Origin of the sequence: Cedecea sp. NFIX57 (assembly GCF_900177785.1) — a bacterium.
In the GTDB taxonomy this organism is placed as follows: domain Bacteria; phylum Pseudomonadota; class Gammaproteobacteria; order Enterobacterales; family Enterobacteriaceae; genus Cedecea; species Cedecea neteri_C.
On record NZ_FXAS01000016.1, the window covers coordinates 95,802 to 114,810 of the forward strand.

18 protein-coding genes are annotated in these 19,009 nt (G+C 53.1%); all 18 read right to left on the minus strand.

Going from position 1 to position 19,009, the window contains the following annotated elements:
- Window positions 1-8: 8 nt before the first annotated feature.
- A complete protein-coding gene (gene phoU / locus B9Y90_RS15335) occupies window positions 9-734 on the minus strand; it encodes a phosphate signaling complex protein PhoU (protein ID WP_008457720.1) in 726 nt (241 codons plus the stop codon).
- Between the two features lie 13 nt (window positions 735-747).
- Window positions 748-1,521, minus strand: coding sequence for a phosphate ABC transporter ATP-binding protein PstB (pstB, locus tag B9Y90_RS15340; protein ID WP_008457722.1), 774 nt, complete (start codon window positions 1,519-1,521; stop codon window positions 748-750).
- A gap of 47 nt (window positions 1,522-1,568) precedes the next feature.
- On the minus strand, window positions 1,569-2,459 hold the full coding sequence (pstA, locus tag B9Y90_RS15345) for a phosphate ABC transporter permease PstA (protein ID WP_008457724.1): 891 nt from the start codon (window positions 2,457-2,459) through the stop codon (window positions 1,569-1,571).
- On the minus strand, window positions 2,456-3,418 hold the full coding sequence (pstC, locus tag B9Y90_RS15350) for a phosphate ABC transporter permease PstC (RefSeq protein WP_008457726.1): 963 nt from the start codon (window positions 3,416-3,418) through the stop codon (window positions 2,456-2,458). Before pstC ends, pstA begins: the two co-directional genes overlap by 4 nt.
- Before the next feature lie 64 nt (window positions 3,419-3,482).
- Complete coding sequence (gene pstS / locus B9Y90_RS15355) at window positions 3,483-4,523, minus strand: phosphate ABC transporter substrate-binding protein PstS (RefSeq protein ID WP_008457728.1); 1,041 nt, start codon at window positions 4,521-4,523, stop codon at window positions 3,483-3,485.
- A gap of 239 nt (window positions 4,524-4,762) precedes the next feature.
- Window positions 4,763-6,592 carry a glutamine--fructose-6-phosphate transaminase (isomerizing) gene (gene glmS, locus B9Y90_RS15360; protein ID WP_039289089.1) on the minus strand — a complete coding sequence of 610 codons (1,830 nt, stop codon included), beginning with the start codon at window positions 6,590-6,592 and terminating at the stop codon, window positions 4,763-4,765.
- 224 nt (window positions 6,593-6,816) lie between these two features.
- Window positions 6,817-8,187: a bifunctional UDP-N-acetylglucosamine diphosphorylase/glucosamine-1-phosphate N-acetyltransferase GlmU gene (glmU, locus tag B9Y90_RS15365; RefSeq protein WP_085541740.1), complete on the minus strand. Its 1,371-nt coding sequence runs from the start codon at window positions 8,185-8,187 to the stop codon at window positions 6,817-6,819.
- Window positions 8,188-8,483: 296 nt separating this feature from the next.
- Window positions 8,484-8,903: a F0F1 ATP synthase subunit epsilon gene (locus B9Y90_RS15370; RefSeq protein WP_008457739.1), complete on the minus strand. Its 420-nt coding sequence runs from the start codon at window positions 8,901-8,903 to the stop codon at window positions 8,484-8,486.
- Between the two features lie 19 nt (window positions 8,904-8,922).
- Entirely contained in the window at window positions 8,923-10,305 is a 1,383-nt protein-coding gene (gene atpD, locus B9Y90_RS15375; protein ID WP_008457741.1) for a F0F1 ATP synthase subunit beta, read from the minus strand.
- 158 nt (window positions 10,306-10,463) lie between these two features.
- Window positions 10,464-11,327 (minus strand): F0F1 ATP synthase subunit gamma, encoded by an 864-nt coding sequence (atpG, locus tag B9Y90_RS15380; protein ID WP_045784450.1) that lies wholly within the window; start codon window positions 11,325-11,327, stop codon window positions 10,464-10,466.
- Window positions 11,328-11,377: 50 nt separating this feature from the next.
- On the minus strand, window positions 11,378-12,919 hold the full coding sequence (gene atpA, locus B9Y90_RS15385; RefSeq protein ID WP_085541741.1) for a F0F1 ATP synthase subunit alpha: 1,542 nt from the start codon (window positions 12,917-12,919) through the stop codon (window positions 11,378-11,380).
- 12 nt (window positions 12,920-12,931) lie between these two features.
- Complete coding sequence (atpH, locus tag B9Y90_RS15390) at window positions 12,932-13,465, minus strand: F0F1 ATP synthase subunit delta (RefSeq protein ID WP_085541742.1); 534 nt, start codon at window positions 13,463-13,465, stop codon at window positions 12,932-12,934.
- A gap of 14 nt (window positions 13,466-13,479) precedes the next feature.
- Window positions 13,480-13,950, minus strand: coding sequence for a F0F1 ATP synthase subunit B (gene atpF, locus B9Y90_RS15395; protein ID WP_008457751.1), 471 nt, complete (start codon window positions 13,948-13,950; stop codon window positions 13,480-13,482).
- Window positions 13,951-14,011: 61 nt separating this feature from the next.
- Window positions 14,012-14,251 carry a F0F1 ATP synthase subunit C gene (atpE, locus tag B9Y90_RS15400; RefSeq protein ID WP_000429386.1) on the minus strand — a complete coding sequence of 80 codons (240 nt, stop codon included), beginning with the start codon at window positions 14,249-14,251 and terminating at the stop codon, window positions 14,012-14,014.
- A gap of 47 nt (window positions 14,252-14,298) precedes the next feature.
- Complete coding sequence (atpB, locus tag B9Y90_RS15405) at window positions 14,299-15,117, minus strand: F0F1 ATP synthase subunit A (RefSeq protein WP_039289097.1); 819 nt, start codon at window positions 15,115-15,117, stop codon at window positions 14,299-14,301.
- An 8-nt stretch (window positions 15,118-15,125) separates the two neighbouring features.
- Window positions 15,126-15,506 carry a F0F1 ATP synthase subunit I gene (gene atpI, locus B9Y90_RS15410; protein ID WP_039289098.1) on the minus strand — a complete coding sequence of 127 codons (381 nt, stop codon included), beginning with the start codon at window positions 15,504-15,506 and terminating at the stop codon, window positions 15,126-15,128.
- Window positions 15,507-16,125: 619 nt separating this feature from the next.
- Window positions 16,126-16,749 carry a 16S rRNA (guanine(527)-N(7))-methyltransferase RsmG gene (gene rsmG / locus B9Y90_RS15415; protein WP_039289099.1) on the minus strand — a complete coding sequence of 208 codons (624 nt, stop codon included), beginning with the start codon at window positions 16,747-16,749 and terminating at the stop codon, window positions 16,126-16,128.
- Between the two features lie 55 nt (window positions 16,750-16,804).
- Window positions 16,805-18,694, minus strand: a complete 1,890-nt coding sequence (mnmG, locus tag B9Y90_RS15420) for a tRNA uridine-5-carboxymethylaminomethyl(34) synthesis enzyme MnmG (RefSeq protein WP_085541743.1) — start codon at window positions 18,692-18,694, stop codon at window positions 16,805-16,807.
- Window positions 18,695-19,009: the final 315 nt, after the last annotated feature.

The window sequence follows — 19,009 nt, forward strand, 5'->3', positions numbered from 1 at the left end:
CAGAGTACTTACTCTTTCGGATCTTTACCCGCCAGCAGCTTGTCCAGTTCATCGCCGCCCACGTGACGGAAATCCTGCCCCTTCACGAAGTAGAAGATGTATTCGCAGATGTTCTGGCAGCGGTCACCGATACGCTCGATAGAACGGGCGCAGAACAGCGCGGTCAGCACGCTTGGAATGGTACGGGAGTCTTCCATCATGTAGGTCATCAGCTGGCGCACGATACCTTCATATTCCTGGTCAACTTTCTTGTCTTCGCGGTAAATACGCACCGCTTCGTCCAGATCCATACGCGCGAAAGCGTCCAGCACGTCATGCAGCATCTGCACGGTGTGGCGCCCCAGCGATTCCAGGCTGACCAGCAGCGGCTGGTGCTGCTGAGAGAATTTCTCCAGCGCGGTACGGCAGATTTTGTCCGCTACGTCGCCAATACGTTCCAGCTCAGCAATGGTTTTGATGATCGCCATCACCAGACGCAGGTCGCTGGCGGTCGGCTGGCGTTTGGCGATGATGCGCACACAGGCTTCATCGATCGCCACTTCCATCATGTTGACCTTCTGGTCACCGGCGATAACGCGCTTCGCCAGCTCGCTGTCCTGGTTGTGCATCGCGGTGATCGCGTCGGAGAGCTGCTGTTCTACCAGCCCGCCCATCGTCATCACCTGAGTACGAATGTACTCCAGCTCGGCGTTGAACTGGCCAGAAATGTGTTTGTTTAAGTTGAGGTTATCCATCGCGCTCTCCAAATCAACCGTAGCGGCCAGTAATGTAATCTTCGGTTTGTTTCTTCGCTGGCGTAGTAAACAGCGTATCGGTTTCGCTGAATTCGATCAGCTCGCCGAGGTACATAAACGCCGTGTGGTCAGAACAACGCGCCGCCTGCTGCATGTTGTGGGTCACGATCACTACGGTATAGTCTTCTTTCAGCTCGGTGATCAGCTCTTCGATACGCCCGGTGGAGATCGGGTCAAGCGCTGAACACGGCTCGTCCAGCAGCAGAACTTCCGGCCGAATCGCGATCCCGCGAGCAATGCACAGACGCTGCTGCTGACCACCGGAGAGGCTGTAGCCGCTCTGGTGCAGTTTATCTTTAGTTTCGTTCCACAGCGCGGCTTTGGTCAATGCCCACTGCACGCGTTCATCCATGTCGCTGCGGGACAGCTTTTCAAACAGACGCACGCCAAAAGCGATGTTGTCGTAGATGGACATCGGGAACGGCGTCGGTTTCTGGAAAACCATACCGACTTTGGCACGCAGCAGGGCGATGTCCTGGCTCTGGGTGAGAATATTTTCGCCATCCAGCAGGATTTCACCTTCTGCACGCTGCTCAGGGTAGAGCGAGTACATTTTGTTAAAGGTACGCAGCAGGGTGGATTTACCACAGCCTGACGGCCCGATGAAGGCAGTAACCTGGTTTTTCGCGATATCCAGATTGATGTTCTTCAGCGCGTGGAACTTACCGTAGTAGAAGTTCAGATCGCGAACCTGGATTTTGCCTGGGGCTAAATCAACCTTACTCATCTGTGTCTTAATCTCCGTCCGGCGCCGCGAAGGCCGCGCCGTAAAATTTAACCGTGTTTACTCTTCGAGAAAATCACGCGCGCCAGAATATTCAGCAGCAGCACGCAGAGGGTAATGATCAGCACCCCTGCCCAGGCCAGCTGTTGCCACTCGGCAAACGGGCTCATAGCAAATTTGAAAATGGTCACCGGCAGGTTGGCGATAGGCTGCATCATGTCCGTGCTCCAGAACTGGTTGGAGAGGGAGGTGAAGAGCAGCGGTGCGGTTTCGCCAGCGATACGGGCAATCGCCAGCAGCACGCCGGTGATAATCCCGGAGACGGACGCCTTAAGCGTAATCGCGGAGATCATCTTCCATTTTGGTGTTCCCAGTGCGTAAGCCGCTTCGCGCAGGCTGTCCGGCACCAGTTTCAGCATGTTTTCAGTGGTACGAATAACGATAGGCACCTGCAGCAGCGCCAGCGCAATCACGCCCGCCCAGCCGGAGAAGTGTTCCATTTTCGCTACCACAATGGTGTAAACGAACAGACCGACCACAATAGACGGCGCGGACAGAAGAATGTCGTTAATAAAACGAATCACTTCGGCCAGAGCGGATTTACGGCCATATTCGGCCAGATAAATCCCGGCCATGATGCCCAGCGGCGTACCGATAACGGTCGCCCACAGGATCAGCAGGCCGCTGCCCGCGAGGGCGTTAGCAAGGCCACCGCCAGCGGTATTTGGCGGCGGCGTCATTTCGGTAAACAGTGCCAGCGACATACCGTCGATACCGCGGGTCACCGTGGAAAACAGGATCCACACCAGCCAGAACAGACCGAACACCATGGTCGCCATAGAGAGCGTCAGGGCGATGCGGTTTTTCATGCGGCGACGCGCCTGCATTTTACGGCGCGACTCAGCCAGTGCCGCGCTGCTTTGCATTTCCATCGTGGTCATGAGCGAGCCCCTTCGTTTTTCGCCAGGCGCATAATCATGAACTTAGAGATAGCCAGTACGATAAAGGTAATCACAAACAGAATTAAACCAAGCTCCATCAGCGCGGCGGTATGCAGGCCTGATTCGGCTTCGGCAAATTCGTTCGCCAGCGCAGAGGTAATACTGTTGCCCGGCATATACAGCGAAGCGCTGTCTAGCTGGTAGGTGTTACCGATGATAAAGGTCACCGCCATGGTTTCACCCAGCGCACGACCGAGGCCAAGCATCACGCCGCCAATCACGCCGTTTTTGGTGAACGGCAGCACGATGCGCCAGATCACTTCCCAGGTGGTGCAGCCGATACCGTAAGCGGATTCTTTCATCATTACCGGCGTTTGTTCGAAAACATCGCGCATCACGGAGGCGATGTACGGGATGATCATAATCGCAAGGATCACACCGGCGGCAAGAATACCGATACCAAACGCAGGGCCAGAGAACAGCGCGCCAACGATAGGCACGGCAGAAAGCACGTTGCCTACAGGTTCCTGGAAGTAAGTCGCAAACAGGGGAGCAAAGATAAACAGGCCCCACATGCCGTACACGATACTTGGAATAGCCGCCAGCAGTTCAATGGCGATACCCAGCGGGCGCTTCAGCCAGCCGGGTGCAAGTTCTGTCAGGAACAGGGCGATACCAAAGCTCACCGGGACCGCAATCAGCAGTGCGATAAACGAGGTTACGAGGGTTCCGTAAATCGGCACCAGCGCGCCGAAGACTTCATTAGGGGCATCCCACTCTTTGGACCAGAGGAAGGAGAAGCCAAACTTCTCAATGCTCGGCAGCGAGGAGATAAACAGCGAGATGATAATCCCACCCAGCAGAAATAGCACAATCAGCGCAGCCAGTCTTACCAGCGCACTGAAAATTACATCGCCTTGTTTGCCAGGGGCTTTAAACGTCGGCTTAGTCACAGCCATAGCGTACTCTTTGTGGTTGCTGAATAAACCGGGGTAACATACCTGTTACCCCAGATTTTTGCACTTAGTACAGCGCCTTACCGGAGCTGTCTTTTACATTGGTCTTCCATGCAGCGCGAACTTGCTCAACCACAGAGGCCGGCAGCGTTGCATAATCCAGGGCGTTAGCTTCTTTCGCGCCAGATTTGTATGCCCAGTCAAAGAACTTCAGCACTTCTGCGCCCTGCTCTGGGTTTTTCTGCTCTTTGTGAACCAGGATGAAGGTGGTGGAGGTGATTGGCCACGCTTCGTCACCTTTCTGGTTGGTCAGATCCTGTGCGAAGGATTTGCTCCAGTCAGCGCCTTTAGCCGCGTTAGCAAAGTTTGCTTCGGTCGGGCTTACTGGCTTACCGTCAGCGGACAGCAGCTTGGTGTAAGTCAGGTTGTTCTGCTTAGCGTAAGCGTATTCCACGTAGCCGATAGAGCCAGGCAGACGCTGTACGAAGGCCGCGATGCCGTCGTTACCTTTACCGCCCAGACCGGTTGGCCAGTTAACGGTAGAGCCTGCGCCAATTTTAGATTTCCACTCTTCGTTCACTTTAGACAGGTAGCTGGTGAACACGAAGGAAGTACCGGAGCCGTCAGCACGACGAACAACCGCGATGTTCTGATCCGGCAGTTTGTGGCCTGGGTTCAGCTTAGCAATCGCCGGGTCGTTCCATTTTTTGATGGTGCCCAGGTAGATGTCACCCAGAGTTTTGCCGTCCAGAACCAGCTCGCCAGACTTGAAGCCAGGCAGGTTAACAGCCAGCACCACACCACCGATTACGGTAGGGAACTGGAACAGGCCTTCTTGCTGTAATTTGTCATCCGCCAGAGGGGCGTCAGAAGCGCCGAAGTCAACGGTGTTAGCAATGATTTGCTTCACGCCGCCGGAGGAACCGATACCCTGGTAGTTCACCTTGTTACCAGTTTCTTTCTGGTAGGTATCTGCCCACTTGGCATACACCGGCGCAGGGAAAGTTGCACCAGCGCCAGTCAGGCTTGCAGCTGCAAACGCAGTAGAAGCGCTCAGAGATAAGGTCGCGGCGACAACAGTTGCGACAGTGGTACGCATAACGTTCATAATGTCTCCTGCCAGATGTTCGTAAATTGTTGTTTAATTAAATACAGGGTAGAAAATAGGACAGTTTGGTGACAGTTAAATGTACGAATTATGACGGTTTTATGACAATGCAGTTTGACAGAAAAATCCAAGCCAAACCCACTCATCATCACAATAAAAATCAAATAGTTATAATTAAATAGCAAGCAATAAAAAAGCTGCCCGTAGGCAGCTTATTCTTCAATATTTATGACAACAGCTTATTCTACTGTTACCGATTTCGCCAGGTTACGCGGCTGGTCCACGTCGGTGCCTTTGATCAGCGCCACATGGTAGGACAGCAGCTGCAGCGGGACGGTGTAGAAGATAGGCGCAATCACCTCTTCCACATGCGGCATCTCGATGATGTGCATGTTGTCGCTGCTGGTAAAGCCAGCGTCACGGTCGGCGAAGACATACAGCTGGCCGCCGCGGGCACGAACTTCCTCGATGTTGGATTTCAGTTTTTCCAACAGCTCATTGTTCGGAGCCACAACGATGACCGGCATGTCAGCATCGATCAGCGCCAGCGGGCCGTGCTTCAGCTCGCCAGCCGCATAGGCTTCAGCGTGAATATAGGAGATCTCTTTCAGTTTCAGCGCACCTTCCATCGCGATCGGGTACTGATCGCCACGGCCAAGGAACAGCGCATGATGTTTGTCAGAGAAATCTTCCGCCAGTTGCTCAATGCGTTTGTCCTGGGACAGCATCTGCTCGATACGGCTTGGCAGCGCCTGCAGGCCATGCACGATATCTTGTTCAACCTGTGCGTCAGCGCCTTTCAGGCGGCTCAGCTTAGCCACCAGCATCAACAGAACGGTCAGTTGAGTGGTGAACGCTTTGGTTGAGGCCACGCCGATTTCCGTTCCGGCATTGGTCATCAGCGCCAGGTCGGATTCACGCACCAGAGAAGAGCCTGCCACGTTACAAATCGCCAGCGAACCAAGATAGCCCAGCTCCTTGGAAAGGCGCAGCGCCGCCAGGGTGTCCGCCGTTTCACCAGACTGGGAAAGGGTGATCATCAGGCTGTTGCGGCGCACGGCAGATTTGCGGTAACGGAATTCAGAGGCAATTTCGACATCGCAAGGTACGCCGGCCAGCGCTTCGAACCAGTAGCGGGACACCATGCCTGAGTTATAGGACGTGCCGCAGGCGACAATTTGAATATGCTCAACCTGAGAGAGCATTTCATTGGCTTTTGGCCCCAGTTCCGTCAGATCAACTTCGCCGTGGCTGATACGCCCGGCCAGGGTGTTTTTGATGGCGTTCGGCTGCTCGTAGATCTCTTTCTGCATGTAATGGCGGTAAATACCTTTGTCGCCAGCGTCATACTGCAGGTTAGATTCGATGTCCGGGCGCTGAACCTGCTCGCCTTTGGTATCAAAAACGGTCACCGCGCGGCGAGTTACTTCGGCGATATCACCCTCTTCAAGGAAGATGAAGCGACGGGTCACCGGCAGCAATGCCAGTTGGTCAGATGCGATAAAGTTTTCACCCATGCCCAGGCCGATAACCATCGGGCTACCGGAACGCGCGGCCAGCAGAACATCCGGGTTACGGGTGTCCATGATTACGGTGCCGTAAGCGCCGCGTAGCTGAGGAATAGTGCGAAGGACAGCATCACGCAGCGTGCCACCCTGTTCCAGCTCCCAGTGCACCAGATGAGCGATAACTTCGGTATCCGTCTGGGAGACAAACGTGTAGCCGCGAGATTGCAGCAATTCACGCAGCGGTTCATGGTTTTCGATAATGCCGTTGTGTACGACCACAATGTGGTCGGAGACATGTGGGTGAGCATTAGTTTCTGAAGGTTCGCCGTGCGTTGCCCAACGGGTATGGGCAATCCCGGTGCCGCCATGCAGAGCGGTTTCTTCCGCTGCTTCCGCCAGTTTCTGTACTTTACCCAGACGACGTAGACGGGTCATATTGCCCTTGTTGTCCACAACCGCCAGGCCCGCAGAGTCGTACCCGCGGTATTCCAGACGACGGAGTCCTTCAAGAAGGATTTCAGCGATATCACGTTGCGCCACTGCGCCAACAATTCCACACATAATTTTTAAGTCCTGAGAATGGCGTTAGCCATGTGTTGTCGCTGACCTGTTTATTCCGGTTTTCCGGAGCCCCGAGCCTTGTAGAGAGTGGGGTTATTTTTATGGTTACTGCCTTTGGGTGGAGCGTTTTCAAGAACGACCCTCACCCCAACCCTCTCCCTGAAAGGGAGAGGGAGGAAATCTTTTTTAATTCAGCGCCTTCACCTTGATAGCGCGAGGGGAAATTACTTTTTCTTCACCGGACGCTGCCAGCCCTGAATGTGTTTCTGTTTTACGCGGCTGATCACCAGTTCATTTTCAGCAATGTCGCGCGTCACTGTCGTCCCGGCGCCAATCGTGACACCGCTGGCCACGGTGACCGGTGCCACCAGCTGAGTATCAGAGCCAACAAACACGTCATCACCAATAATAGTTTTATGTTTGTTCGCGCCATCGTAGTTGCAGGTAATTGTGCCCGCACCGATGTTCACGTTATCTCCAATTTCGGCATCACCGAGGTAGCTCAAATGGCCCGCTTTAGAACCTTTCCCCAAACGAGCTTTCTTCATTTCAACGAAGTTGCCGACATGAGCGCCTTCCGCCAGTTCCGCGCCAGGGCGCAGGCGGGCAAATGGCCCGATGGTGCAGGCGGCTTCAAGCGTCGCATCTTCAATCACCGTATACGGACTGATTTCGCAGTCATCACCGATAACCGCGTTTTTAATCACGCAACCGATACCGATCTTCACGCGGTTACCCAGCGTAACGCGACCTTCCACAATGACATTAGTATCGATTTCAACATCGCGCCCGTGTGTTAATTCACCACGCAGATCGAACCGAGCCGGATCGCGCAGCATAACACCCGCCAGCAGCAGCTTATCGGCCTGCTCCGTCTGGTAAACACGTTCCAGGCGAGAAAGCTGCAGACGGTTATTCACGCCTTCCACTTCACTCAAGCGATCAGGATGAACGGCGGCGATTTCGCGCCCTTCACCATGAGCAAGGGCAATAATGTCCGTGATGTAAAACTCGCCCTGAGCGTTGTTGTTATCCAGCTTGCCAAGCCAACGCTTCAGATCTGCGCCGTTAGCCACCAGAATCCCGGTGTTGATTTCGTTGATTTTGCGCTGTTCTTCGCTGGCGTCTTTATGCTCTACGATGCCAACGACCTTACCATTTTCCCGCGCAATGCGGCCGTAGCCGGTAGGATCATCAAGCTTCACGGTCAGCAAACCAATGCCGCCCTGCGGCTTTGCTTCACGCAGGCGCTGCAAAGTCTCAATGGAGATCAGCGGCACATCGCCGTACAGCATCAGAATGTCTTCGTCATCGGCAAAGAACGGGGCCGCCATCTGCATCGCATGGCCAGTTCCCAGCTGTTCAGCCTGTAGCACCCAGTTTAACGCGTCGTCGTTCAGGGTTTGCTTTAGCAGGTCGCCGCCGTGGCCATAAACCAGGTTCACCCGCTGAGCGCCTGATTTATTAGCGGCGTCAATGACATGCTGAACCATTGGCTTCCCAGCCAGCGTGTGCAGCACCTTTGGAAGATCTGAGTACATGCGGGTTCCTTTGCCGGCGGCAAGGATGACCACGCTCATTGCGCTGTTTGACATACGTGTCCTGAATTTGTTTAGTGTGTGAAGTAAAGCGATTTAGCCTTGAAAATTCTACATATTTTGCACCAAAAAATACGCTGCTGCTAATTTCACCGCCTTGAGATTATCTGCGTCTTTTATAGCAGTAATCGCGGCAGATTCCATGGGAATTAAGGCCGAAATACGGTCTGTATGCCCCACAGAAGGCGCTATCTCGCTGGTTTTATGGTTATTTTGAGCATGGAATAAAGCCAGGAATAAAAAAAATGCCAGTCAGGTTTCCCGGACTGGCATTTGTCTTTTCAAGCAGGTAGTTACATCGCTTTTTTGGTTAACTCGATAACGCGCAGTTTGGCGATCGCTTTAGCCAGTTCAGCAGAAGCCTGAGCGTAATCCACGTCACCGTGGGAGCTGTGCATGTGCTCTTCAGCTTTGCGTTTCGCTTCCAGGGCACGCGCTTCGTCGAGATCCTGGCCGCGAATCGCGGTGTCAGCCAGGACGGTTACGTTACCCGGCTGCACTTCCAGAACACCACCGGACAGGTAGATAAACTCTTCATGTCCGTGCTGCTTAACGATGCGGATCATACCAGGCTTAATGGCGGTGAGCAGCGGGGCGTGGCCAGGGTAGATACCCAGCTCACCTTCGCTACCCGTTACCTGGATCTTCTCGACCAGACCGGAGAACATTTGCTGCTCCGCGCTGACGACGTCCAGGTGGTAAGTCATAGCCATGTCACCCTCCGATTAGGCGTTAAAGTTTTTTCGCTTTCTCAACGGCTTCGTCGATGGAGCCAACCATGTAGAACGCCTGCTCTGGCAGATGGTCGTATTCGCCGTCCATGATGCCTTTAAAGCCACGGATGGTGTCTTTCAGCGAAACGTATTTGCCTGGAGAACCGGTAAAGACTTCTGCTACGAAGAATGGCTGAGACAAGAAGCGCTGGATCTTACGCGCACGTGCTACAACCAGTTTGTCTTCTTCGGACAGTTCGTCCATACCCAGAATCGCGATGATGTCTTTCAGTTCCTGGTAACGCTGCAGGATAGACTGAACGCCACGCGCGGTGTCGTAGTGCTCCTGGCCAACAACCAGTGGATCCAGCTGACGGCTGGTGGAGTCCAGCGGGTCAACTGCCGGGTAAATACCCAGAGATGCGATCTGACGGCTCAGCGTAACGGTTGAGTCCAGGTGCGCAAAGGTGGTCGCTGGAGACGGGTCAGTCAAGTCATCCGCAGGAACGTAAACGGCCTGTACGGAGGTGATAGAACCGGTCTTGGTGGAGGTAATACGCTCCTGAAGAACACCCATCTCTTCTGCCAGAGTTGGCTGATAACCTACCGCAGAAGGCATACGACCCAGCAGTGCAGATACTTCTGTACCGGCCAGGGTATAACGGTAGATGTTATCAACGAACAGCAGAACGTCGCGGCCTTCGTCACGGAATTTTTCCGCGATGGTCAGACCGGTCAGCGCTACGCGCAGACGGTTACCTGGTGGCTCGTTCATCTGGCCGTAAACCAGCGCTACTTTATCCAGAACGTTGGAGTCGGTCATTTCGTGGTAGAAGTCGTTACCCTCACGAGTACGCTCACCCACGCCCGCAAACACGGAATAACCGGAGTGCTCGATCGCGATGTTACGGATCAGCTCCATCATGTTTACAGTTTTACCTACGCCCGCACCACCGAACAGACCAACTTTACCGCCCTTAGCGAACGGACAAATCAGGTCGATAACTTTGATGCCGGTTTCCAGCAGTTCCTGAGAGCTGGACAGCTCTTCGTAGGAAGGTGCCGCACGGTGAATAGCCCAACGGTCTTCTTCGCCGATGTCGCCTTTCATGTCGATTGGCTGACCCAGCACGTTCATGATACGGCCCAGGGTCGCTTTACCTACCGGGACTTCGATCGGGTGCTCGAGGTCATTGACTTGCAGACCGCGACGCAGACCGTCGGAGGAACCCATTGCGATGGTACGCACGATACCGCCGCCGAGCTGCTGCTGAACTTCCAGCACCAGCTTCTCATTGTTGTTCTGTACCTCAAGCGCGTCATAAACGCGCGGTACGCCGTCCTGAGGGAACTCGACGTCCACCACGGCGCCGATTACCTGGACAATCTTTCCAGTAGCCATCTTGAATCCTCTACGTAATTCGTTTACCCGTCATATTTCAATTTGCAGATGCGTTGACTGCCTTCCCTCACCTCAGTCACTTACTGAAGTAAGCTCTTGAGGATTCGCTCAGTTGCCGCCTTTCTGCAAACCGAACTATTTAGGGTAATAAACCTGGTTTAAACCGCGGACGCACCACCGACGATTTCGGTAAGTTCCTGAGTAATGCTGGCCTGACGAGCTTTGTTGTATACCAACCGCAGCTCTTTAATCAGGCTGCCGCCGTTATCGGTTGCGGCTTTCATCGCCACCATACGTGCGGCCTGCTCGCTGGCCAGGTTTTCTACGACGCCCTGATAAACCTGAGACTCAACATAACGACGCAGCAGGGTGTCCAGCAGCGCTTTCGGGTCTGGTTCGTACAGGTAGTCCCAGGATTTACGCTTCAGCTCCTCATCTTCTGATGCCGGTAACGGCAGCAGCTGAGTGATGGTCGGAACCTGAGACATGGTGTTAACAAATTTGTTGCTGACAACGTACAGCTTGTCCAGACGACCTTCGTCGTAGGCTTGCAGCATCACTTTCACCGGGCCGATCAGTTCAGACAGGGAAGGGGTGTCTCCCATGCCGGTAACCTGAGCAACCACGTTGCCGCCAACGGAGTTGAAGAAAGAAACGCCTTTAGAGCCGATCATCGCGAGTTCGCTCTGAACGCCCTTATCGGACCACTCTTTCATATCCGCCAGCACTTTTTTGAACAGGTTAATGTTCAAACCGCCGCACAAACCACGATCGGTCGACACCACCAGGTAGCCCACGCGCTTAACGTCGCGTTCTTCCAGGTATGGGTGCTTATATTCCAGATTACCGTTAGCAAGGTGACCAATCACTTTGCGCATGGTATCTGCATAAGGACGGCTGGCCGCCATGCGATCCTGCGATTTACGCATTTTGGAAGCGGCGACCATCTCCATCGCTTTGGTGATCTTCTGCGTGTTCTGGACGCTTGCGATCTTACTACGTATCTCTTTTGCGCCGGCCATGAGCTTCTCCTCAATGCCTTGCGGCCTGCCCTAAGGCAAGCCGCCAGACGTTACCAGGACTGGGTTGCTTTAAAGGAGTCGAGGATGCCTTTCAGCTTGCCTTCGATCTCGTCGTTATAGCCACCGGTCTGGTTAATTTCTTGCATCAGCGGAGCGTGATCACGGTCAGCGTAAGCCAGCAGAGCGGCTTCGAAGCTACCGATTTTCGCCAGTTCCACGTCTTCGAGGTAACCGCGTTCAGCCGCGAACAGCACCAGACCCTGTTGTGCAACAGACATTGGGGCATACTGTTTCTGTTTCAGCAGCTCGGTCACTTTCTGACCGTGGCTCAGCTGTTTACGGGTGGCTTCATCCAGATCGGATGCGAACTGAGAGAACGCAGCCAGTTCACGATACTGTGCCAGCGCGGTACGGATACCACCGGACAGTTTCTTGATGCTCTTGGTCTGAGCAGCACCACCAACACGAGATACCGAAATACCCGGGTTAACCGCCGGACGAATACCGGAGTTAAACAGGTTGGTTTCCAGGAAGATCTGACCATCGGTAATCGAAATTACGTTGGTTGGAACGAACGCAGAAACGTCACCCGCCTGGGTTTCGATGATCGGCAGAGCGGTCAGGGAGCCGGTTTTACCTTTAACTTCACCTTTGGTGAAAGCTTCCACGTATTCCGCGTTAACGCGGGATGCGCGCTCCAGCAGACGGGAGTGGAGGTAGAACACGTCGCCCGGGAAGGCTTCACGACCTGGTGGACGACGAAGCAGCAGGGAAACCTGACGATAAGCAACAGCCTGTTTAGACAGGTCATCGTATACGATCAGCGCATCTTCACCGCGGTCACGGAAGTATTCGCCCATTGCGCAACCGGCGTAAGGTGCCAAGTATTGCAGTGCAGCGGATTCAGAAGCAGTTGCCACAACAACGATGGTGTTGGACAGTGCGCCGTGTTCTTCCAGTTTACGAACCACGTTAGAAATGGTGGACGCTTTCTGGCCGATGGCCACGTACACACATTTAATGCCGGAGTCACGCTGGTTGATGATGGCATCGATTGCCATCGCGGTTTTACCGGTCTGACGGTCACCGATGATCAGCTCACGCTGGCCACGGCCGATTGGAATCATCGCATCGACGGATTTATAACCGGTCTGCACCGGCTGGTCGACGGACTGACGTTCGATTACGCCTGGTGCGATAACTTCGATTGGCGAGAAGCCATCGTTATCAACCGGACCTTTACCGTCGATTGGTGCACCCAGGGTGTTCACCACGCGGCCCAGCAGGCCACGGCCAACTGGTACTTCCAGAATACGGCCAGTACACTTAACCTTCATGCCTTCGGCGAGGTCAGCGTATGGACCCATAACTACAGCACCTACGGAGTCGCGCTCCAGGTTCAGTGCGATAGCGTAACGGTTTCCCGGCAGGGAAATCATCTCACCCTGCATACAATCGGCCAGGCCGTGAACGCGGATAATACCGTCACTTACAGAAACAATAGTACCTTCGTTATGAGCTTCGCTCACAACATTGAACTGAGCAATGCGCTGCTTGATCAGTTCGCTGATTTCGGTGGAATTCAGTTGCATGCTCCAGTCCCCTTAAGACTGCAAGACGTCTGCAAGGCGTTCAAGACGGCCGCGTACGCTACCATCAATGACCATATCACCCGACTGGATGATAACGCCCGCCATAACAGACTTATCGATTTTGCAATTCAGCTTAACTTTGCGTGACAGACGTTTTTCCATTGCGGTCGTAATGTTTGCAAGCTGCTCATGGCTCAGTTCAGCCGCGGAGGTTACCTGAACCTCTGCAATCGCTTCACTCAGCGCGCGCAAATGCGCGAACTGCTCAAGAACATCCGGGAGCGCTTTTAAACGACCGTTATCAGCCATCACCCTAATCAGGTTCTGGCCGTTGGCGTCCAGCTGCTCGCCGCAAATGGCGATGAACGAATCTGCGAGCGTTTCTGGTGCCAGGGCACCGGAAAGAAGCTCTTCCATTTGTTCGTTTTTCGTTACCTCGGCAGCAAACGCCAGCATGTTCTGCCAGCGGTCTACGCTCTGGTGTTCGACGGCAAAGTCAAAAGCTGCTTTGGCGTAGGGGCGAGCTACAGTAACAAATTCAGACATCAGCCCCTCCCTCCTTACAGTTCAGCGACCAGTTTATCGACGATGTCGCTGTTAGCAGCTTCATCTACGGAACGTTCGATTATCTTCTCGGCACCGGCAATTGCCAGCAGAGCGACCTGCTTACGCAGCTCTTCACGAGCGCGTTTACGCTCAGCGTCGATTTCTGCCTGAGCCTGTCCAACGATTTTATTACGTTCCTGCTCTGCCTCAGTTTTCGCTTCATCAAGGATCTGGGCACGGCGTTTGTTCGCCTGCTCAATGATCACCTGAGCTTCCGCTTTGGCTTTTTTCAGCTGGTCGGTCGCGTTGGCCTGTGCAAGGTCAAGGTCCTTTTGAGCACGTTCTGCAGAAGCAAGACCGTCAGCAATTTCTTTCTGACGCTTCTCGATGGCTGCCATTAATGGCGGCCATACGTACTTCATGCAGAACAGAACAAACAGGACAAACGCGATGGCCTGGCCGAGGATTGTTGCGTTAATGTTCACAGCACAATGCCTCTTTGTTAGTTAACGTTCTGATATTACTAGATGACTCAAACATCGCTCACTAGGCGACGGCGAACATCACGTACAGACCCAGACCAACAGCGATCATTGGGATTGCATCCACCAGACCCATTACGATAAAGAACTGAGTACGCAGCAGTGGAATCAGATCTGGTTGGCGTGCAGCGCCTTCCAGGAATTTGCCCCCGAGGATGCCGATACCGATCGCAGCACCGATTGCCGCCAGACCCATCATCACAGCGGCAGCCATGTACAGCAGATCCATATTCAGGTTTTCCATGACAGTCTCCAAGTTTGTTTCAGTTAAACGCAGTAGTGGTAAGTAAATTAATGTTCTTCAGACGCCATCGACAGATAGACGATCGTCAGAACCATGAAGATGAAGGCTTGCAGCGTAATAATCAGGATGTGGAAAATGGCCCACGGCACATTCAGAATCCACTGTGACCACCACGGCAACAGACCTGCAATCAGAATGAAAATCAGCTCACCGGCATACATGTTGCCGAACAGTCGCAGACCCAGTGATACAGGTTTGGACAGCAGGCTTACCCCTTCAAGGATTAAGTTGACAGGAATAAATGCCCAGTGATTGAACGGCTGCAGCGTCAGCTCTTTCGTGAAGCCGCCAATGCCTTTCATTTTGATGCTGTAGAACAGAATGAGGATAAACACGCCCAGCGCCATAGAGAGGGTGATATTCACGTCCGCAGACGGCACCACACGCAGGGCTGGTAGGCCAAAGATGTGCTCACCAATGTATGGCAGCAGATCGATAGGCAGCAGATCCATCAAGTTCATCAGGAAGACCCAGACGAAAATCGTCAGGGCAAGTGGAGCGATAACCTTGCTTTTGCCATGGTACATGTCTTTCACGCTGCCATGCACAAAGCCAATAATCAGCTCAATAAAAGTCTGAAATTTACCCGGGACGCCGCTGGTTGCGGTTTTCGCCACTTTACGGAACAACACCAGGAACACCAGCCCCAGAAATACTGAGAAGAACATGGAGTCGATGTTGAGCGTCCAGAAGGTAGCCGGGGGGTTATGCGGATCCACCAGCGAGAAAGTACGCAGGTCCAACTGAAGGTTATTCAGGTGGTGACCTATATACTCCTGCGGTGTAGAGATTTCTCCTGCAGACATGATGCCTCTTACCCTTTGTTGTTAATTACAGCTGGTGCGAGTATCTGCACAACCAGCACCGAAACCCACGTCACTATTAGCGGCAATACCACCGCCTTAAAGTACGCCAGCGCCACCACTAAAATGATGAAGGTCGCAATCACCTTTAGCACTTCGCCGATAGCGAATGTCCAGGCCACACGGCCTTTTGCGGGTGTATGCGCCTGATGACGCCAGGCAAAAATCATAAACAGCACGTTTGGCAGCCAAACCGCCAGGCCTCCGCCGAGAGCGGAAGCGCCCCAAGAAGGAGCTTTAAGGCAAAACAGCAGTCCAATTGCTACTACAGCCAGAAGTTGGATGAACAAAAGCTTGCGGGCTACGTTCTTACTCAAGAGCGACACAGACATGACGTTTCCTAACTCCTGCTACCTATGAGGTATGTCGCGTGTCGTATAAAACTGTCTTTGCGACGCTGAGTCAAGCCTCAAAAAGCGAGCAAATTATACGGTGCGGCCCAGTGATTTCAAACAATAAGTAGCGAAAAGGTGAACAAATGTTTAATTAATTTTCCGCAGAGCCATTTTCTGACTTTTGGTGAATCGCATCGGCTTCCTCAAAAAGTGCAAATAAGCCGAAATCCCCGACAACAAAGCGTGCACACGATCACAAATTAAACATCTTATCGCCAGGCATTATTTTGCAGCCTAAGAAAGCTCAAATTACATATGATTGATAATTAAGCTGATTAATGCGCACTCTGTTTAAAACAACTTGAAACGCCATAAAAACCTTTCATTGACATTCCAGTTAAACTTTTAACATTCGAAAACGGCCATTCTTCGGCGTAATTTTAGCCGGATGATATTTTCAAATAAAATTATTACCCTGGTAATTAATACCTTTGAGGTTAAAAGCAGGATAAATCCGAGTTAAAGATTGGTTAAATGTAACCAAGCATTTCATCGGTAACCCTCTCACTTTTTAACCTCAGTGAAACATTTCAATCGCGCCGTTTTTTGATAAATATTAAGTTTTGTTTGCCTTAATCAGCACCAAATGCCTCTCCCCTTCCAGGCTCGGCACGTTGAGTTTGACGATATCTTCCACAGTGAATCCCGCAGGTAGCTCGGTAATTTCTTCATCCGGACGTACCCCTTTCAACGCATAGAACTTCCCGTGCGCGGCAGGCAGATGGTGACACCAGTTCACCATGTCACTTAACGAGGCAAATGCCCGGCTGATCACACCGTCAAACGGTGGCTCCGCCGGGAAATCTTCCACACGGCTCTGTACCGGAGTAATGTTTTCCAGCTTCAGCTCATGCTGGACTTGCCGCAGGAACCGCACACGCTTGCCGAGGCTGTCCAGCAGAGTGAAATGTGAATCAGGACGCACGATTGCCAGCGGAATGCCTGGCAAGCCAGGGCCAGTGCCGACATCGATGAACCGGCTTCCCTGCAAATGCGGTTCGACCACAATGCTGTCGAGAATATGCCGCACCAGCATTTCATCAGGATTACGCACCGAAGTCAGGTTGTATGCTTTGTTCCATTTGTCTAGCAGCGAGACATAGCCCACCAGCTGCTGTTGTTGATGTTCTGGCAGGGTGATGCCGGCATCTTTCAGCAGGCGAGATAATTTAGTCAGCACGTCGTAAACCCATCCAAAAAAGAGGCCAGGATTGCCTGGCCTGTTGTCGTCCGTTTTAAGCGCTGCGTCGCAGCAGCCCTTGTTTTTTAAGCCAGACAAGTAAAATAGAGATTGCCGCAGGGGTAATACCCGAGATGCGCGATGCCTGGCCAATGGAAACCGGTTTGTGATCGTTAAGCTTAGCGATCACTTCGTTAGACAGCCCGCTCACCTGACTATAGTCGAGCGTGGCTGGCAGCACAGTATTCTCATTGCGCTGCTGTTTTTCAATCTCATCCTGCTGGCGTGCGATGTAGCCTTCGTATTTAACCTGGATCTCGACCTGCTCGGCAGCCTGAGGATCTTCCAGACCAGGGGCAAAGGTCGAGAGCTGTGTCATCGCAGCGTAGGTCATTTCTGGACGACGCAGCAGATCTTCGCCGTTAGCTTCTTTGGAAAGCGGCGCGCTGAGCTGCGCGTTCACCTCAGCCACCAGCTCAGAATGCGGATGCAGCCAGATATCTTTCAGGCGCTGACGCTCGCGTTCGATCATTTCAAGTTTGTCGTTGAAGCGAGCCCAGCGAGCATCATCCACCAGACCCAGCTCGCGACCAGCTTCGGTGAGACGCAGATCGGCGTTGTCTTCACGCAGCATCAGGCGATATTCAGCCCTGGAAGTAAACATACGGTATGGTTCTTTGGTCCCCAGAGTGCACAGGTCATCAACCAGCACGCCAAGGTAAGCCTGATCGCGACGCGGTGCCCAACCTTCTTTCTCGGCAGAGAATCGAGCGGCGTTAAGACCGGCAAGCAGGCCCTGAGCTGCGGCTTCCTCGTAACCGGTGGTACCGTTGATCTGGCCTGCAAAGAACAGGCCCTGGATAAATTTGCTTTCCAGCGTTGGTTTCAGATCGCGCGGATCGAAGAAGTCATACTCAATCGCGTAGCCAGGACGAACGATCTTCGCGTTCTCCATCCCCTTCATTGAGCGGACGATCTGCATCTGAACATCGAATGGCAGGCTGGTGGAGATCCCGTTCGGGTAAATCTCGTTGCTGGTCAGCCCTTCAGGCTCCAGGAAGATTTGGTGCGCATTGCGATCGGCAAAACGCATCACTTTGTCTTCGATAGACGGGCAGTAGCGAGGGCCAATGCCTTCGATAATGCCGGCATACATTGGGCTACGGTCGAGGTTATTACGAATGACCTCGTGCGTCTGCTCATTGGTATGCGTGATGTAGCAAGGTACCTGCTCTGGGTGCTGGTTCACGTTCCCCATGAAGGAGAAAACCGGCATCGGGTTATCTCCGTGTTGCGGAGCAAGTACGCTGAAATCAATGGTACGGGCGTCAATGCGTGGAGGTGTCCCCGTTTTCAGGCGACTGACACGCAGAGGCAGTTCACGCAAGCGACGTGAAAGCGGGATCGAAGGAGGATCGCCAGCACGACCGCCGCTGTAGTTATCCAGCCCGATGTGGATCTTGCCATCCAGGAAGGTGCCTACAGTCAGCACAACCGCCTTCGCACGGAATTTGAGACCCATTTGGGTCACTGCGCCGACGACGCGATCGTTCTCAACGATAAGATCTTCAACCGCCTGCTGGAAAATCATCAGGTTGGGCTGGTTCTCCAGCGCGGTGCGTACGGCCTGACGATAAAGCACACGGTCTGCCTGAGCACGAGTGGCGCGGACTGCCGGGCCTTTGCTGGCGTTTAGTATTCTAAACTGAATGCCTGCATGATCGATCGCGGTTGCCATTAAGCCACCGAGGGCATCCACTTCCTTAACCAAATGTCCCTTGCCAATACCGCCAATCGCCGGGTTACAGGACATCTGTCCCAGCGTGTCGATATTGTGTGTCAGAAGCAGGGTCTGCTGACCCATACGAGCTGCGGCCATTGCCGCCTCTGTGCCTGCATGACCCCCGCCGATGATAATGACGTCAAAAGGATCTGGATAAAACATGGTAACTGCCTCGGTTTCGCGAATGAGGGTTTGTGACTTCCCGGGCTGGGGATTCTACTCAACTTTAGTCTTTCGAGAAAGCATCGGGATCTTCGGTTATTAAAAGAAGATCTTTTTTATTTAAAGATCTCTTTATTGTGATCTCTTATTAGGATCGACCACCTCTGTGGATAAGCCATTTATCCATTTTAGGATCAACAACCTGGAAAGGATCGTTTGCTGTGTACTACCGGTGATCCCAGACCGTATAAGCTGGGATCAGAATTGAGGTTTATGCACAACTCAAAAAGTGAACAGCAGTTGTTATTTGGATAA

Bases quoted from the DNA above. Each gene is read 5' to 3' on its own strand.
- phoU (WP_008457720.1), bottom strand. From the start codon at position 734: ATGGATAACCTCAACTTAAACAAACACATTTCTGGCCAGTTCAACGCC.
- pstB (WP_008457722.1), bottom strand. From the start codon at position 1,521: ATGAGTAAGGTTGATTTAGCCCCAGGCAAAATCCAGGTTCGCGATCTG.
- pstA (WP_008457724.1), bottom strand. From the start codon at position 2,459: ATGACCACGATGGAAATGCAAAGCAGCGCGGCACTGGCTGAGTCGCGC.
- pstC (WP_008457726.1), bottom strand. From the start codon at position 3,418: ATGGCTGTGACTAAGCCGACGTTTAAAGCCCCTGGCAAACAAGGCGAT.
- pstS (WP_008457728.1), bottom strand. From the start codon at position 4,523: ATGAACGTTATGCGTACCACTGTCGCAACTGTTGTCGCCGCGACCTTA.
- glmS (WP_039289089.1), bottom strand. From the start codon at position 6,592: ATGTGTGGAATTGTTGGCGCAGTGGCGCAACGTGATATCGCTGAAATC.
- glmU (WP_085541740.1), bottom strand. From the start codon at position 8,187: ATGTCAAACAGCGCAATGAGCGTGGTCATCCTTGCCGCCGGCAAAGGA.
- B9Y90_RS15370 (WP_008457739.1), bottom strand. From the start codon at position 8,903: ATGGCTATGACTTACCACCTGGACGTCGTCAGCGCGGAGCAGCAAATG.
- atpD (WP_008457741.1), bottom strand. From the start codon at position 10,305: ATGGCTACTGGAAAGATTGTCCAGGTAATCGGCGCCGTGGTGGACGTC.
- atpG (WP_045784450.1), bottom strand. From the start codon at position 11,327: ATGGCCGGCGCAAAAGAGATACGTAGTAAGATCGCAAGCGTCCAGAAC.
- atpA (WP_085541741.1), bottom strand. From the start codon at position 12,919: ATGCAACTGAATTCCACCGAAATCAGCGAACTGATCAAGCAGCGCATT.
- atpH (WP_085541742.1), bottom strand. From the start codon at position 13,465: ATGTCTGAATTTGTTACTGTAGCTCGCCCCTACGCCAAAGCAGCTTTT.
- atpE (WP_000429386.1), bottom strand. From the start codon at position 14,251: ATGGAAAACCTGAATATGGATCTGCTGTACATGGCTGCCGCTGTGATG.
- atpB (WP_039289097.1), bottom strand. From the start codon at position 15,117: ATGTCTGCAGGAGAAATCTCTACACCGCAGGAGTATATAGGTCACCAC.
- atpI (WP_039289098.1), bottom strand. From the start codon at position 15,506: ATGTCTGTGTCGCTCTTGAGTAAGAACGTAGCCCGCAAGCTTTTGTTC.
- mnmG (WP_085541743.1), bottom strand. From the start codon at position 18,694: ATGTTTTATCCAGATCCTTTTGACGTCATTATCATCGGCGGGGGTCAT.